Here is a 13,650-nt window from a genome sequence, read left to right as displayed (position 1 = left end):
CGGCGAAGGAGGAGGCGCAGGAGCCGGTCATCGATGAGCCCCGGCGAAGGAGGAGGCGCTGGAGGGGGTCCTCGGTGAGCTCCGGCGAAGGAGGAGGCGCAGGAGTCGGTCATTCGGAGGGTTCGGGGGTGGGGAGGGGGAATTGGATCCAGCCGCCGATGTCGGTGCGGGTGGCGGTGGTGGCTGCGGTGAGGGCGCCGCGGTTGTTGGCGTGGATGGTGCCGACGAGGAACGGCAGGTCGTCGGGGAGGGCGCGGGCCAGCAGGGTGGTGAGGTGAGGGCCGTAGCCGCGGCCGCGGTAGTCGGGGGCGAGGATGATGTCCTGGACGGTGTAGGCGGGAAGACCGAGATCCTGGCCGTCGGGTTTGGCGGCGATGTAGCCGGCCCATGAGTCGTCGACCATGACGTCGAAGAGGAGACCGTCCTCAACCGCGTCCTCCAGGTTGTCGCGACTCTGGAGTTGCGCCTGCTCCGGATGATTCGGGTGCGCGGCGTCGACCGCGTCGTACGCCGCCTGAGCGAGCTCGTAGTTGGCCAGCGACGTCGCCCGGACCAAGGTCAGCTCTGACGGCAGCGGCTCGCCTGCACGCCGGAGTACGGAGAGAGGACCGGCGAGGAATCGCTTGTCTGGAAGGGTTTCCGGGAAGGAACCGGCGGGCTCTGAGCTCCAGAGTCGCAGGTACGCCGGGGCGAGCGCCCCGAAATACTTCGTCGCAGCCTCGGCCGCCGGCGGCAGATCTCCCACCTGCAATGGGCGACTCAGCGCAGAAGCATCGACGAAAGGTCTCGCCTGATCGCCGCCTTCATAGCGCATGCTCAGCATCACGTGCTGATCGGCCGCGACCTGCACCCACTGGTTGAACATGAGTTCGATCGGCCGGCCGGGAGCGAACCGTTCGATCCGCATCCGGGCGATCTCCGGATCCGTCAGCAGTTCGATGTCGAGCTCGTGCTGCTTGGTCAGCAGGTCGAGCCGGAGTTCGTCGTCGACCCAGCGGCGGGTCACTGGATGCTGGGCGCGGAGGCTGAACTCGGCCAGTTCCCGGGCAGTCGGTGTAGTCGTCATCACCGCTGAGGAAACGCGAACGCCCCGCAACCGTCAAGCAGGTTTCGGTTGCGGGGCGATCCGTCAGGAAGCGTCGGCCTTGCGGACCCACACCTCGCGGATGATCAGCAGGATGGCGGCCGCCGTCGGAATCGCGAGCAGCGCACCGACCACACCGAGCAGCGCGCCACCGAGCAGCGCGGCGATCACCGTCACCGCCCCGGGGATGTCGACCGCGCGGCGCATGATCCGCGGCGCCACCACGTAGTTCTCGATCTGCTGGTAGATCACGCCGTACACCAGGCAGGCGACACCGACCCAGACGCTGTCGGTCAGCCCGATCAGCGTGATGATCACGCAGCCGATCAGCCCACCGACCATCGGGATGAAGTCGGTGAAGACGATCACGATCGCCAGCGCCACGGCGTACTGGCCGAGGCCGACGATCTCCAGGAAGATGAACGAGCAGACCCCGGCGGTGATCGCGACCAGGAACTGACCGCTGACGTAGCCGCCGACCCGGCCGAGTACCTCGTCGCCGAGGATCGAGACCCGGTTCCGCCGGCTGGCCGGCACCAGGCTGTACGCCGCCCGCTTCACCGTCGGAAGCGAAGCGAGGAAGTACAGCGTGAGGATCAGGATCGTGAACGCCGAGAAGAGCGCGTTCGCGACCACCTTGCCGACGCCGAGGACACCGCCGAAGGCCTTCTGCGCCAGTGCGGGGTCCTGGATGTAGTCCGTGGCCTTGTCGATGAAGTGGTACTTCTGGTCGAGCTCCTTCACCGTCTTCGACTTGGTCAGCAGGTCGAGCCACTGCGGGGCGTTGTCGATCAACCCGTTGATCTGGTCCGTCACCACCGGCACGATCGCGAACCCGACGCCGACGACAGCGAGCAGCACGAGCAGGAACACGACACCCACCGAGAGGCCGCGTTTCAGCCCGCGGCGCATGAACCACTCGACCAGCGGGTTCAGGCCGACCGCGATGAACATCGAGACGATCAGCAGGATCAGCACCGACTTGGCCTGGCCGAGCGCGTGCCACAAACCCCACGCGACCAGTACGCCGAGGGCGGCGAAGAAGCCGAAGACGAACGGGTTCGACCGGCGCAGCGGCGGCCCGGGCGCACCCATGCCCTCCGACGGATGCCGCTCGTCGATCAGCAGCTCGCCCACCAGACTGTCCGCCTCGTCGGCATCCGCGTCCGCCCGATCGGCCTCCGCGTCCGCCCGATCGGCATCCGCGTCCGCCCGATCGGCCTCCGCGCTCGCCCGCTCGGCGGCAGCACCGGACCGTACGGCGTCCGCGTCTGCCCGGTCGGCGTCTTCGTCGGCCCGTACGGCGTCTGCTTCGGCCGAGCGCGCCGAGGTCTTGGCCTCCTCGGCGGAGACCTCAGCTTCGTCGGCGGACTGCTCGGCCTCGTCGGCGGACTGCTCGGCCTCGTCGGCCGCCGCTGCGGCTTCGGCGGCGGCGGCCTTCGCTTCCTTGGTGGCTGCTTCGATCGCTGCGACGCTGCCGGCCGACTTGTCGTCGCCGGTCGACGTCACCTCTTGTCCTTCTCGGCCTTGGAGTCACCCTCGTCCGCCACCTCGACGTCATCGGCGTCGGCATCGTCCGCGTCGTCGGCGGACAGGTCGACGTCGGCCGGCTTGGCGTCGTCGTCGGTCGACTTGCCGTTCGAGCCGTCGAGCCGGAACTCGTCGATCCGGGTCTCGTCGCGCGGCTCCTCGGTCCGGGCCGATTCGTCGGTCCGGGTCGGCTCGTCGGTCCGGGTCGACTCGAGGCTCGACGGGTCGAAGGTGGCCGTGTCGACCCGCAGGCCGGTGTCGATCCGGGTCTCGTCGACCCGGGCGCCACCTGCATCGGCGCCGGTGAACGGCGAGGTCCCGGCGTACGGGCTGGCGGTCGAGCCGAAGCTGCTCTCCTTCGCCGACGAACCGCCGTACGAGCTCTCGTTGCCCGGCGTGCTGTACGAGCTGTCAGTGCTGTACGAGGTGTCGGGTGCGGAGTAGGAGGTGTCCGGGGCGGAGTACGAGCCGATGTTCGGGTACGACGGGGTGTCGCTCACCGGGGCGCCGAACGGGCTCTCGCCGCGGCCGAACGGGCTGTCCGTGCTGCCTGCCGTCGGTGCGGCCGGCGGGGTGCCGCCCGCGTTGAAGGGCGTGTACGCCGGGGCGGCGGTCTCCGAGTCGAGCTCGGCGGCCTGGCGCGCGATGTTGCCGGCGATCTCGTTCAGGCCGGCGATCTGGGCCAGGATGCCGTCGCGGCGCTTGGCGAGCCGCTCGGTCTCGCGGGCGACGATCGTCCGGGACCGCTCCGCCTCGTCGGCCGCGTTGGCCAGCTCGGCCTCGGACCTGGTCCGGGCCGTGGTGAGCAGCTGCTCGGCCTCGCGGCGGGCGCGGGACAGCGTGCGCTCCGCCGACTCCTCCGCCTGGGCGCGGATCTTGGCCGCCTGCGCGGTGGCCTCGGCGACGCGACGCTCGGACGCCTCGGCGGCCTCGCGCATCTGGGTGGTCAGGTTCTCGGTGTCGCTGGCGATCTGGGAGTGCTTGTCGGCCAGCTCCTTCGCCTGCTGCTCGCGCTCGTCGGCGAGCCGGGCCCGCAGAGCGGCGGACTCGCGCTGGATCGCGGTACGGATCTTCTCCGCCTCGTGCAGCGCGCCGTTCTTCAGCGTGCTGGACTGCGACTCGGCCGTCAGCTGCAGCTGCTCCGCCTTGCGACGGGCGGCCGCGAGCACCTCGGCGGCCTCGGTCTCGGCGGTACGGCGGATCTCGGCGGCGTCGCCCTCGGCCGTACGGCGCAGGCTGTCGGCCTCGTTCAGCGCGACGGTGCGGATGTCCTGCGCCTCGCGCTCACCGGCCGCCCGGGTCGAGGCTGCTTCCTTGGTCGCCGCGGCCCGCAGCTCGTCGGCCTCACGCTTGGCCTCTTCCAGCGCCTCGGAGGCCTGGTCCTGGGCCAGCCGGAGGATCTGCGCGGCGCGGTCACCGAGACCGGCGTACGACGGGTTGGCGCTGGCCTCGAGCTGGCGCTTGGCCTCGTCGAGCTGGCGTTGCAGTGGCGCCGAGTTGTTCTGCAGCTCGTCCGCCCGGTTGCGCGCTTCGGCAAGCTGCGCCTCCAGCGCGCGGACGTAGTCGTCCACTGCCTGCTTGTCGTACCCGCGCCGACCGACGGGGAAGCCCCCGGCAGCGGTCGCCGTACGGTCGAAGAACGGCAGGCTCGACTCGTCAGCCATCCCCAAGTTCCCTTCTAGGCGGCTCGGATGAAATCCCCACCCTAGAGCCTGTCAGAACCACCCCTCCATCACCTAACCGGGTCTGTGCATAACCCCAGGTGAGACCAAGAAAAGACCAAACCGGGGGAAGCAAGCAGAGCGAGGACGGAACGAGCGCGGCGGGAGTGAGGGACGGCATGGTCTCGGAGGTCCGGACAGATTGTCGGGGGTGGGGATGGGGTTATGTGTTGTCCGAAGGTCCGAGAGGTTGTCCGGAGGTCCGACGAGGTGTCCGGAGGTCCGAGGAGGTGTCCGGAGGTCCGAGGAGGTCTCCCGAGGTCCGAGGGGGTGTCCGGGGAGATGGCGCCTGGGGGGCGGAGGGCGATGGATCGGGCGCGGTGCGGGTGGGGGAGGGCCGGGTCTCGGAGGTTCGGACAAGTTGTCGGGGGTGGGGGTGGGGTTATGTGTTGTCCGGAGTCCGAGGGGGTGTCCGGGGAGATGGCGCCTGGGGGCGGAGGGCGATGGATCGGGCACGGCGGGGGTGGGGGAGGGCCGGATCTCGGAGGTTCGGACAGGTTGTCGGGGGTGGGGGATGGCGGGGGGTCTCGGAGGTTCGGACAGGTTGTCGGGGGGGGGGGTGGGGTTATTTGTTGTCCGGAGGTCCGAGGAGGTGTCCCAGGGGACGAGGAGGTGTCCGGAGGTCCGAGGGGTGCCCGAGGCGAGGGGTGTACGGAGGGGGCGACGGGTGTGCGGGGTGTCCGGGGTGGAGCTCCGGCACTCACCAACCCGGGGTTGGCGGGTCGGCGAGCGGTCAGCGGGGGTGGCTGGGGGCGGGGGTGGTGAGGGGGGAGGTTCGGGGGTGGGGTCAGCGGTTGCGGAAGCGGTTGATTTTGTCTAGGTGCTGGGCTCGGAGGTCGGGGTTGGTGACGCCGAGGCCTTCGGTGGGGGCGAGGGTGAGGACGCCGACCTTGCCCTGGTGGAGGTTGCGGTGCACGTCGTACGCCGCCTGGGCGGTCTCCTCGAGCGGGTAGACCTTCGACACCGTGGGGTGAACCATGCCCTTGGCAATCAACCGGTTCGCCTCCCAGGCCTCGCGGTAGTTCGCGAAGTGCGAGCCGATGATTCGCTTCAGGTTCATCCACAGATACCGGTTGTCGTACTCGTGCATGAACCCGGTCGTCGAGGCACACGTCACGATCGTCCCGCCCTTGCGCGCCACATAGACCGACGCCCCGAACGTGTCCCGCCCCGGGTGCTCGAAGACGATGTCCGGATCGTCCCCGCCGGTCAGCTCGCGGATCTTCGCGCCGAGCCGCTTCCATTCCTTCTGGTCCTGCGTCGTCTCGTCCGACCAGAACTTGTACCCCTCGGCCGACCGGTCGATGATCAACTCAGCGCCCATCGCCCGGCAGATCTCCGCCTTCTCCGGCGACGACACCACGCAGACCGGGATCGCCCCGCCGTTCAGCGCGAACTGCGTCGCATACGAACCGAGCCCACCCGACGCACCCCAGACCAGCACGACGTCGCCCTGCTTCATGTTGGCGCCGTTCGACGACACCAACTGCCGGTACGCCGTGCTGTTCACCAATCCGGGTGACGCGGCTTCCTCCCAGGTGAGGTGGGCCGGCTTCGGCATCAGCTGGTTCGACTTCACCAAAGCGATCTCGGCCAGGCCGCCGAAGTTGGTCTCGAAGCCCCAGATCCGCTGCTCGGAGTCCATCATCGTGTCGTTGTGCCCGTCCGGCGACTCCAGCTCGACCGACAGGCAATGCGCGACGACCTCGTCGCCCGGCTTCCACGCGTTGACGCCCGGCCCGGTCCGCAGGACGACGCCGGACAGGTCGGAGCCGACCACGTGGTACGGCAGGTCGTGGCGGGCCGTCAGCGGCGACAACTTCCCGTACCGCTTGAGGAAACTGAAGGTCGAGACCGGCTCGAAGATCGACGTCCAGACGGTGTTGTAGTTGATCGCGCTCGCCATCACCGCGACCAGCGCCTCGCCCGGCCCGAGCTCCGGCGTCGGTACGTCGTCCAGATGCAGGCTCTTGCGCGGATCCTTCTCCCGGGTGTCCAGGCCTTCGAACATGGTCGCCTCGTCGGCGTGCACGGTGATGCCGCGATAGTGCTCGGGCACCTCCAGCTCACCGATCGCCGCGGTGTCGCCGGCCAGGATGGCGTCAAGGATCTGCTTCACGTCGTACCTCCGAAACGGATGGGCGTGTGAGCGGAATCTACCGACGAGTATGCCCTCGTCGCAGCGGTCTGTGATGTAGTTCGCAGCCGTTGAGACGGGTGTCACTTTTTCAGTCCAGTGCCGCACGTGGTCTTATCGCGCGCTTGACCTTCGATGTCAGTGCAAGCGGGTGTGCAACCGGACCTGGGTGAACCCTTCGCCGGAGCGGATCTGGACCAGGTCGCAGAGCTGGTTGGCCAGCCAGACGCCTCGCCCGCCAAGCCGGTCGACCGGCGGCAGCACCCGCCCGACCAGCAGGTCGTCGATCCGTCCCTGGTCGGTCACGTCGACCACGAGACTCCCGTCCGCCGACCACAGCGACAACGTCCCGCGCCCACCGCCGAACCGGATGCTGTTCGTGCAGATCTCGTGCAACGCCAGCGCAAGATCGTCGAGCCGTTCGCCGGACAACCCGCGCAACCGCGCCCGCGCCGTCAGCCATTGCCGTACGGCCCCCAGTTCGGCCAGCCCGAATTCGAGCCGTTCCCCGTACGCCGGTACGCCGGGCAACCGGGTCCGGAAAGCCTCCACCACCTTCGCGCGCTCGAACCCACCAGAGTGGTTCTCGGCGACCGACGGGGTCGCCATCGACACGTCGTACGGGCAGAGCAGCCGGAAATCGCAGGCGGTCTCGAAGGCGACGTTGAGCAGTGCCTCGTGGAGTCCGGCTTCGTCGAGTTCGACCGCGGTGCGCCCCGGATAGGCGGGTTCTCCGATGCCGCGGACCGGGCGCCCGGCGTACTGGTCGAGCAGGTCGCGCCACAGCGGGATGATCCGGGCGGGGTTGCGGCCGACGATCGTCATGTCGAGGAAGGTCACCCGGTCCGCCGCGGACCCGAGAGCCGAACGCAGCTTGGCGATCCGCGCCGGTGGCAGTGCTGCGAGCAAGGCTTCGTTTCCGGTCAGGCCGTCGCAGAGAAAGGGCGCTGCCTGCTGCACGAACTCGTCGTCGTCGCGATAGACGAAAGCGTCGTGCGAGAAGCCGTCAGGGACGCCGTGCAGGGGCTTAGCGCTGTCGGTCAGCACCCAAACAGACTAGTCCTGTACTGGCGAGTCGGCGCTGTGAGCGGCCGGTCCTGTACTGGCGAGTCGGATCAGCGAGCGGCCGGTCCTCTACCGGCGGGTCGGCTCAGTGAGCGGCCGGTTCGACCAGTTCGATCAGGACGCCGCCGCCGGAGCGGGGGTGCACGAAGTTGATCCGCGAGCCGGCGGTGCCGCGCCGCGGTTCGTCGTACAGGAGTTCGGCGCCGCGTTCGCGCAGGGTCGCCGAGACCGCATCGATGTCGCGGACCCGGTAGGCGATCTGCTGGATGCCCGGGCCGCGCTGGTTCAGGAACTTGGCGATCGGGGAGTCGTCGGACAGTGGCGCGAGCAACTGGATCGACGAGCCGGAGTCGCCGACCGAGAGCATCGCCTCGCGCACGCCCTGGCCCTCGTTGATCTCCTCGTGCGTCACGGTCATCCCGAACACGTCCGCGTAGTACTGCACGGCCGCGTCGAAGTCCGCCACGGCGATGCCGACGTGGTCGATGGCTTCGAACAAGGTCTTGGTCGCGGTGAGGTGCTCCATAAGCTCAACATTGGCTCAACTCGAGCCTTGAATCCAACGAGTGTGACCCGATCGACAACCACGTACCAGTGCACCCGCAGGTATCGTGACAAACATGTCTGACGCCACTCGCAGCTCGCAGCACACCAGTGTCATCGTCGCCGGCGCACGCACCCCGATCGGGCGCTTGCTGGGCGGCCTCAAAGGCTTCACCGGCGCCGAGCTCGGTGGCTTCGCGATCAAGGCCGCGCTGGAGAAGTCCGGCGTCGCGCCGGACCAGGTCGAGTACGTGATCATGGGCCAGGTGCTGCAGGCCGGCGCCGGTCAGATCGCCGCCCGGCAGGCCGGAGTCTTGGGTGGCATCCCGATGAATGTTCCGGCGATCACCATCAACAAGGTCTGCCTGTCCGGCCTCAATGCGATCGCGCTCGCCGACCAGCTGATCCGCGCCGGCGAGTACGACGTGGTGGTGGCCGGCGGGATGGAGTCGATGACGAACGCGCCGCACCTGCTGCCGAAGTCGCGCGAGGGCTTCAAGTACGGCGAGGTGACGATGGTCGACTCGATGGCGTTCGACGGTCTGTGGGACGCGTTCACCGACCAGGCGATGGGTGCGCTCACCGACGACGTGAACAACACCGGCCTGAAGCTGACCCGCGAGGAGCAGGACGAGTTCGCCGTTCGGTCGCACCAGCGCGCCGCCGAGGCCTGGAAGAACGGCCTGTACGCCGACGAGGTGGTGCCGGTCGAGGTGCCGCAACGCAAGGGCGACCCGATCGTGATCGACTCCGACGAAGGCGTCCGGGCGGATACCTCGCTCGAGGTACTGGCGAAGCTGCGGCCGGCCTTCGGCAAGGACGGGACGATCACCGCGGGCTCGTCGTCGCCGATCTCCGACGGCGGTTGCGCGGTGGTCGTGATGAGCAAGGCGAAGGCCGAAGAGCTCGGGCTGACCTGGCTGGCCGAGATCGGCGCGCACGGGTCGGTGGCGGGTCCGGATTCGTCGCTGCAGTCGCAGCCGGCCAACGCGATCGCGAAGGCCTGTTCGAAGGAAGGCATCGAGCCGGCCGCGCTGGACCTGATCGAGATCAACGAGGCCTTCGCCTCCGTCGGGATCGCCAGCACCCGGGAGCTGAACGTCGACGCCGACAAGGTGAACGTCAACGGTGGTGCGATCGCCGTCGGGCACCCGATCGGTATGTCGGGCGCCCGCCTCGTGCTGCACCTGGCGCTCGAGCTGAAGCGCCGTGGCGGCGGCATCGGTGCGGCGGCTCTCTGTGGTGGCGGTGGCCAGGGCGACGCCCTGATCGTCAACGTCCCGAAGAGCTGACCCACTCCGAGTAGCTGACACACTGACCTGATGCCTCGTCGGACAGCCCCGGTCGCCGAACTCGTCGAACGCGCCCGGGCAGGTGAATCGCGCTCGGTCGCCCGGCTGATCTCGCTGGTCGAGGACGAGTCGCCGCTGCTCCGCGAGGTGATGGCGGCGCTGGCTCCGCATGCGGGGAACGCGCACATCATCGGCATCACGGGTTCGCCCGGGGTCGGGAAATCCACCTCCACCTCGGCGCTCGTTTCGGCGTACCGGGCGACTGGCAAGCGGGTCGGCGTACTGGCGGTCGACCCGTCGTCGCCGTTCTCCGGGGGCGCGCTGCTGGGGGACCGGGTGCGGATGCAGGACCACGCGACCGACGCCGGGGTGTTCATCCGTTCGATGGCTTCGCGCGGGCACCTCGGCGGGCTGGCCTGGACGACCCCACAGGCGTTGCGGGTGCTGGACGCGGCCGGGTTCGACGTGGTGCTGGTGGAGACGGTCGGGGTCGGGCAGTCCGAGGTGGAGATCGCCGGGATGGCCGATACGACGCTGATCCTGCTCGCACCGGGGATGGGCGACGGGATCCAGGCGGCCAAGGCGGGCATCCTGGAGGTCGGCGACATCTACGTGGTGAACAAGGCTGATCGCGACGGCGTGCAGAACCTCACCCGGGATCTGCGCTCGATGCTCGCGCTGGCCGAACGTTCGGAGGGTGCCTGGGTGCCGCCGATCCTGAAGACCGTTGCCTCCCGCAACGAAGGGGTCGACGAGGTGGTCGCCGCGATCGAGGACCGGCTGGCCTGGATGGACGCGAACGGCGTCCTGACCGAACGCCGCCGCGCCCGGGCCCGCGACGAGATCGAAGCCATCGCCATGACCGCCCTCCGCAACCGCTTCGCCCACCTCCACGGCGACGCCCGCCTCGACGTCCTGGCGACCAAGGTCGTGAACGGCGACACCGACCCGTACGCCGCGGCCGACGAACTCCTGGCTGCCCTGTAGCGCAGATGATCCGCATTCGGGACGCGGTGCCCGGCGAAGGCGATGCGCTGGCGGAGCTGCATGCCCGGTCGCGGGCTGTGTACTACGGTGCCGGCGGGCATGAGGTGGCAGCGGTTCCTGACGAGAGGTACCGGGAAACATGGCGCACGATGGTGACGGATGCTCAACTCGACGTCCTGGTCGCTTTCGTGGGCGACGACATCGTCGGTGTGATCACGCTCGATGCCAACGGCGGGTATCCGACCAATGCACCGGACGAGACACGCGTCCGACTCGTCGGGATCTTCGTCGAGCCGGGCCGGTGGTCGATCGGTGTCGGTAGCGCCCTGATGGCTTGCTTCGTCTCCACCGCACGCCAGGCCGGCGCTGTGGGCGAGGTGGATGTCTGGGAACGGAACTCGCGCGCCATCCGGTTCTACGAACGACACGGCTGGACCCGGGACGGAACCTCACGTCCAGGACCGGCGGGGGCGGATTACCTGGGCTTCGTGCATCTGCCGTAGGACTTTGGCATCGCTTTTCGTCGTACGGCGGGGAGTTGCAGTGGAACACTTGGCGACTCTGTGTCACATCCGAAAGCGGGCAGGCGGGCAACGATTCCCGGCGTACGGGCTGCTGTTCGTCTCAAGCGGCGCGCCGGTGGGTGCCATGCCCCCGGATCCGTTACAGAATGGGTCTTGTAGCTGGTGAGCATTGTGCGGTGGGCTGTGTTCAGTCAGTGACATTTGGTGACTATCCGTGATACAACACAGTCGACCGAGTTGGTTGCGAACGAGGAGTGGTGACATGCCGAAGAAGCTGCTGATCTGGCTGGTCATCGCCTTTGCGGCGTTCTATCTGTTCACACAGCCCAGAGGTGCCGCAGATGCCGTGGGAGGTGCGTTCTCCGCCGTTGGCGATGCCTTCGGGAGCGTGATCGTCTTCCTCTCCGCGCTGTTCAACTGATCCTTCGCTTTCAAGTGTCCCGTTGCGAGCCTTCGTGCGGGACACTTGGCTGTGACGGGTCCATGACGGCGGATGCCGATGGCCGAACGGCCGACAGCGGGGTGGACAGGGGAGTGAGCGGATGGCCGGAATAGGCCTCTTCAGGGTCTTCGATCCGAAGGTCAGGCGCCATCTGATCTCGGACGAGGGCGAGGTCGTCATCGACGAGGTGCGGCACCACTGGGTGGTGTTCGCGGTGCCGATGCTCGAGGTGGTGCTGGCGACCGCGCTGCTGATCACGATGCTGTGGCTGCCGCTGAAGGGTGCCGGGGTGCTGCTGGTGCTCGTCCTGGTGCTGCTCTCGCACTCGTTCTGGCGGTTCCTGACCGAGCACCGGGACCGGTTCGTGGTGACGAACATGCGGGTGATGCGGATCCGCGGCGTCTTCTCGCAGACCGTCGCGACCACCCCGATCGCGCGAATCCTCGACATCACCCTGCAGAAACCGATCATCGGGCGGATGTTCGGCTACGGCCACTTCGTCTTCGAGTCGGCCGCGCAGGACCAGGGCTTCCGGGAGATCAAGTTCGTCAGCCGTCCCGACGACCGGGACCTGACCATCCAGCGGGTCATCCAGCGCACCGGTCTGCGGGCCTCGGCCAGTGTCGATGTGGTCCAGGGCGACGACGACGATTCCGACGACGACGGTACCGGTCCGATCGGGATGGACTCCGCCCAGGAGGTCATCACCACCACGACGAAGACCGCGCCCGCCCCGGCCCATCACCACACCCGGACGGCCGGCAACGCCTCCAAGTCGATCTTCAACTCCGAACGCGGCAACTGGACCGACGACCCCGACCGCGACTGACTTCCGGTACGACGAACTTCCGGTACGACGAATCGCCCCGCGCTCCGGCGCCGGGGCGATTCGCTTTTCTCCGGGCAGCTATTGAACCGAAGCTGTCGAACGTACTAATCTCATGGATCATTCGAGCGATCACCTGAGAAGGGCACCGACATGGCTGAGGTTCTGTTGTTCCACCACGCGCTGGGGCTGACGGATGGCATCACCGTTTTCGCCGACCAGCTACGGGCGGCGGGACACACCGTGCACACCCCCGACCTGTTCGACGGGCGCACCTTCGAGACCATCGAGGCCGGCGTCGGGTACGCCCAGCAGGTCGGCTTCGGCGAGATCAGGGAGCGCGGCACCCGCGAGGCCGAGAAACTTCCGGCCGAGCTCGTGTACGCCGGGTTCTCGCTCGGCGTCGTCTCCGCACAGAAGCTCGCCCAGACCCGGCCGGGTGCGAAGGGCGCGTTGCTCTATTACTCCTGCGTGCCGGCCTCCGAGTTCGGCTCCTGGCCGAAGGGGGTGCCGGTGCAGATCCACGGCGCCGACGCCGACCCGTTCTTCGTCGACGAGGGCGACATCGACGCAGCCCGGGCCCTGGTCGCCGACACCGACGACGCCGAACTCTTCACCTACCCCGGCGACCAGCACTACTTCGCCGACAGCACCCTCCCGTCCTACGACCCGAAGGCCACCGAACTCCTGCTCGAGCGAACCCTGGCTTTCCTCGAGAAGATCTAGGTGCTGCACTCCGCGATCCGGGCGCGGAACTCCTGTACGGCGGTGTCGTTCCCGGAGGACTGTTCCATGCTCAGGTCGCGGCGGCCCCACAGCCACAGGAAGATGTCGTCCGGGTCGCCGAACAGCTCGGCGTCGACATCACCTTCGGAGCCGGGTGTGACGACAGCACTCGTCGCATCGACCCGGCACGTCCAGGAGCGGCCGGCCGAAGTGATCCGGATCGTCGCGTTCACCGGGTGCTTGGTGTCGCCTTCCTCCCACCAGGGACCGCCGAGCATCACCGTGAGGATCTCGTCGATCCCGTCGAGGGCCAGGTCGCGGTCGACCGGCGTCACCACCTTGTGGGCCAGCTCCGCGTCGATGCGGTGCATGACGGTCTCGAGTGCCATCCGGCGGTACCAGAAGCCGGAGGTCTTGTCCGACGGCGAGAACGTCCAGGTCGGCAACTCGGTGCCCGCCTCGGTCAACGCGACGACGATCGCCGCGCGCGTCTCGTCGTACAGCTCGAGGGCGTCGCGTTCGTCGAGGTTCGGCGGCCACGGGTCGGGAAGGGCGGCGAGCTCGAGCACCTTGAGCTTGTGCAGATAGACCTGCGCGACATGCCGTAGTACGGACTCGACCGTCCAGCCTGGGCAGCTCGGAACCTCGGCAGGCAGGCCCATCCGGCCCACCTCGGCGAGGCGGGCGGAGTCGGACCGCAGGTGGGTCAGGTAGAAGGCGGCGCGTTCGGGCGGCAGTGACATGGAGGAAGGATGTCATCAACCGCCGACAGT

13 protein-coding genes are annotated in these 13,650 nt (G+C 68.4%); 6 read left to right on the top strand and 7 right to left on the bottom strand.

Features of this window, described 5'->3' with window-relative positions; genetic code table 11:
- Positions 1 to 109: 109 nt before the first annotated feature.
- The 6 genes from ABZ004_RS15510 to mce all read right to left on the bottom strand — a co-directional run bounded on the left by ABZ004_RS15510 (position 110) and on the right by mce (position 8,063).
- Positions 110 to 1,066 carry a GNAT family N-acetyltransferase gene (locus ABZ004_RS15510; protein WP_355680509.1) on the bottom strand — a complete coding sequence of 319 codons (957 nt, stop codon included), beginning with the start codon at positions 1,064 to 1,066 and terminating at the stop codon, positions 110 to 112.
- A 63-nt stretch (positions 1,067 to 1,129) separates the two neighbouring features.
- Positions 1,130 to 2,593, bottom strand: a complete 1,464-nt coding sequence (locus ABZ004_RS15505; RefSeq protein WP_355680508.1) for an AI-2E family transporter — start codon at positions 2,591 to 2,593, stop codon at positions 1,130 to 1,132.
- Positions 2,590 to 4,278 (bottom strand): transposase, encoded by a 1,689-nt coding sequence (locus ABZ004_RS15500; protein ID WP_355680507.1) that lies wholly within the window; start codon positions 4,276 to 4,278, stop codon positions 2,590 to 2,592. Before ABZ004_RS15500 ends, ABZ004_RS15505 begins: the two co-directional genes overlap by 4 nt.
- Positions 4,279 to 5,122: 844 nt before the next feature.
- Complete coding sequence (gene ccrA, locus ABZ004_RS15495) at positions 5,123 to 6,454, bottom strand: crotonyl-CoA carboxylase/reductase (protein ID WP_355680506.1); 1,332 nt, start codon at positions 6,452 to 6,454, stop codon at positions 5,123 to 5,125.
- Between the two features lie 156 nt (positions 6,455 to 6,610).
- Complete coding sequence (locus ABZ004_RS15490) at positions 6,611 to 7,519, bottom strand: sensor histidine kinase (protein ID WP_355680505.1); 909 nt, start codon at positions 7,517 to 7,519, stop codon at positions 6,611 to 6,613.
- 103 nt (positions 7,520 to 7,622) lie between these two features.
- Positions 7,623 to 8,063, bottom strand: a complete 441-nt coding sequence (mce, locus tag ABZ004_RS15485) for a methylmalonyl-CoA epimerase (RefSeq protein ID WP_355680504.1) — start codon at positions 8,061 to 8,063, stop codon at positions 7,623 to 7,625.
- 94 nt (positions 8,064 to 8,157) lie between these two features.
- Here mce and ABZ004_RS15480 point away from each other — a divergent pair, with 94 nt between their 5' ends.
- From ABZ004_RS15480 to ABZ004_RS15455, 6 genes are all read left to right on the top strand, one after another.
- Complete coding sequence (locus ABZ004_RS15480) at positions 8,158 to 9,372, top strand: acetyl-CoA C-acetyltransferase (RefSeq protein WP_355680503.1); 1,215 nt, start codon at positions 8,158 to 8,160, stop codon at positions 9,370 to 9,372.
- Positions 9,373 to 9,402: 30 nt separating this feature from the next.
- Complete coding sequence (meaB, locus tag ABZ004_RS15475) at positions 9,403 to 10,359, top strand: methylmalonyl Co-A mutase-associated GTPase MeaB (protein WP_355680502.1); 957 nt, start codon at positions 9,403 to 9,405, stop codon at positions 10,357 to 10,359.
- Between the two features lie 5 nt (positions 10,360 to 10,364).
- Positions 10,365 to 10,862, top strand: coding sequence for a GNAT family N-acetyltransferase (locus tag ABZ004_RS15470; RefSeq protein ID WP_355680501.1), 498 nt, complete (start codon positions 10,365 to 10,367; stop codon positions 10,860 to 10,862).
- A gap of 283 nt (positions 10,863 to 11,145) precedes the next feature.
- Positions 11,146 to 11,304: a hypothetical protein gene (locus ABZ004_RS15465; protein ID WP_166678885.1), complete on the top strand. Its 159-nt coding sequence runs from the start codon at positions 11,146 to 11,148 to the stop codon at positions 11,302 to 11,304.
- 121 nt (positions 11,305 to 11,425) lie between these two features.
- The gene (locus ABZ004_RS15460; RefSeq protein WP_355680500.1) at positions 11,426 to 12,154 is read left to right on the top strand and encodes a PH domain-containing protein; all 729 of its coding nucleotides are present in this window, start codon (positions 11,426 to 11,428) and stop codon (positions 12,152 to 12,154) included.
- A gap of 150 nt (positions 12,155 to 12,304) precedes the next feature.
- Complete coding sequence (locus tag ABZ004_RS15455) at positions 12,305 to 12,877, top strand: dienelactone hydrolase family protein (protein WP_355680499.1); 573 nt, start codon at positions 12,305 to 12,307, stop codon at positions 12,875 to 12,877.
- Here ABZ004_RS15455 and ABZ004_RS15450 read toward each other — a convergent pair.
- Entirely contained in the window at positions 12,874 to 13,620 is a 747-nt protein-coding gene (locus ABZ004_RS15450) for a maleylpyruvate isomerase family mycothiol-dependent enzyme (RefSeq protein WP_355680498.1), read from the bottom strand. The two genes, ABZ004_RS15455 and ABZ004_RS15450, sit on opposite strands and share 4 nt — an antisense overlap.
- Positions 13,621 to 13,650 lie beyond the last annotated feature (30 nt).

This window comes from Kribbella sp. NPDC006257 (assembly GCF_040613535.1).
GTDB lineage: Bacteria > Actinomycetota > Actinomycetes > Propionibacteriales > Kribbellaceae > Kribbella.
The sequence above is the reverse complement of the archived record's forward strand: the minus strand, read 5'-3'. Positions and strand labels throughout refer to the sequence as shown.

Bases quoted from the DNA above. Each gene is read 5' to 3' on its own strand.
- ABZ004_RS15510 (WP_355680509.1), bottom strand. From the start codon at position 1,066: ATGACGACTACACCGACTGCCCGGGAACTGGCCGAGTTCAGCCTCCGC.
- ABZ004_RS15500 (WP_355680507.1), bottom strand. From the start codon at position 4,278: ATGGCTGACGAGTCGAGCCTGCCGTTCTTCGACCGTACGGCGACCGCT.
- mce (WP_355680504.1), bottom strand. From the start codon at position 8,063: ATGGAGCACCTCACCGCGACCAAGACCTTGTTCGAAGCCATCGACCAC.
- ABZ004_RS15480 (WP_355680503.1), top strand. From the start codon at position 8,158: ATGTCTGACGCCACTCGCAGCTCGCAGCACACCAGTGTCATCGTCGCC.
- meaB (WP_355680502.1), top strand. From the start codon at position 9,403: ATGCCTCGTCGGACAGCCCCGGTCGCCGAACTCGTCGAACGCGCCCGG.
- ABZ004_RS15470 (WP_355680501.1), top strand. From the start codon at position 10,365: ATGATCCGCATTCGGGACGCGGTGCCCGGCGAAGGCGATGCGCTGGCG.
- ABZ004_RS15465 (WP_166678885.1), top strand. From the start codon at position 11,146: ATGCCGAAGAAGCTGCTGATCTGGCTGGTCATCGCCTTTGCGGCGTTC.
- ABZ004_RS15460 (WP_355680500.1), top strand. From the start codon at position 11,426: ATGGCCGGAATAGGCCTCTTCAGGGTCTTCGATCCGAAGGTCAGGCGC.
- ABZ004_RS15455 (WP_355680499.1), top strand. From the start codon at position 12,305: ATGGCTGAGGTTCTGTTGTTCCACCACGCGCTGGGGCTGACGGATGGC.
- ABZ004_RS15450 (WP_355680498.1), bottom strand. From the start codon at position 13,620: ATGTCACTGCCGCCCGAACGCGCCGCCTTCTACCTGACCCACCTGCGG.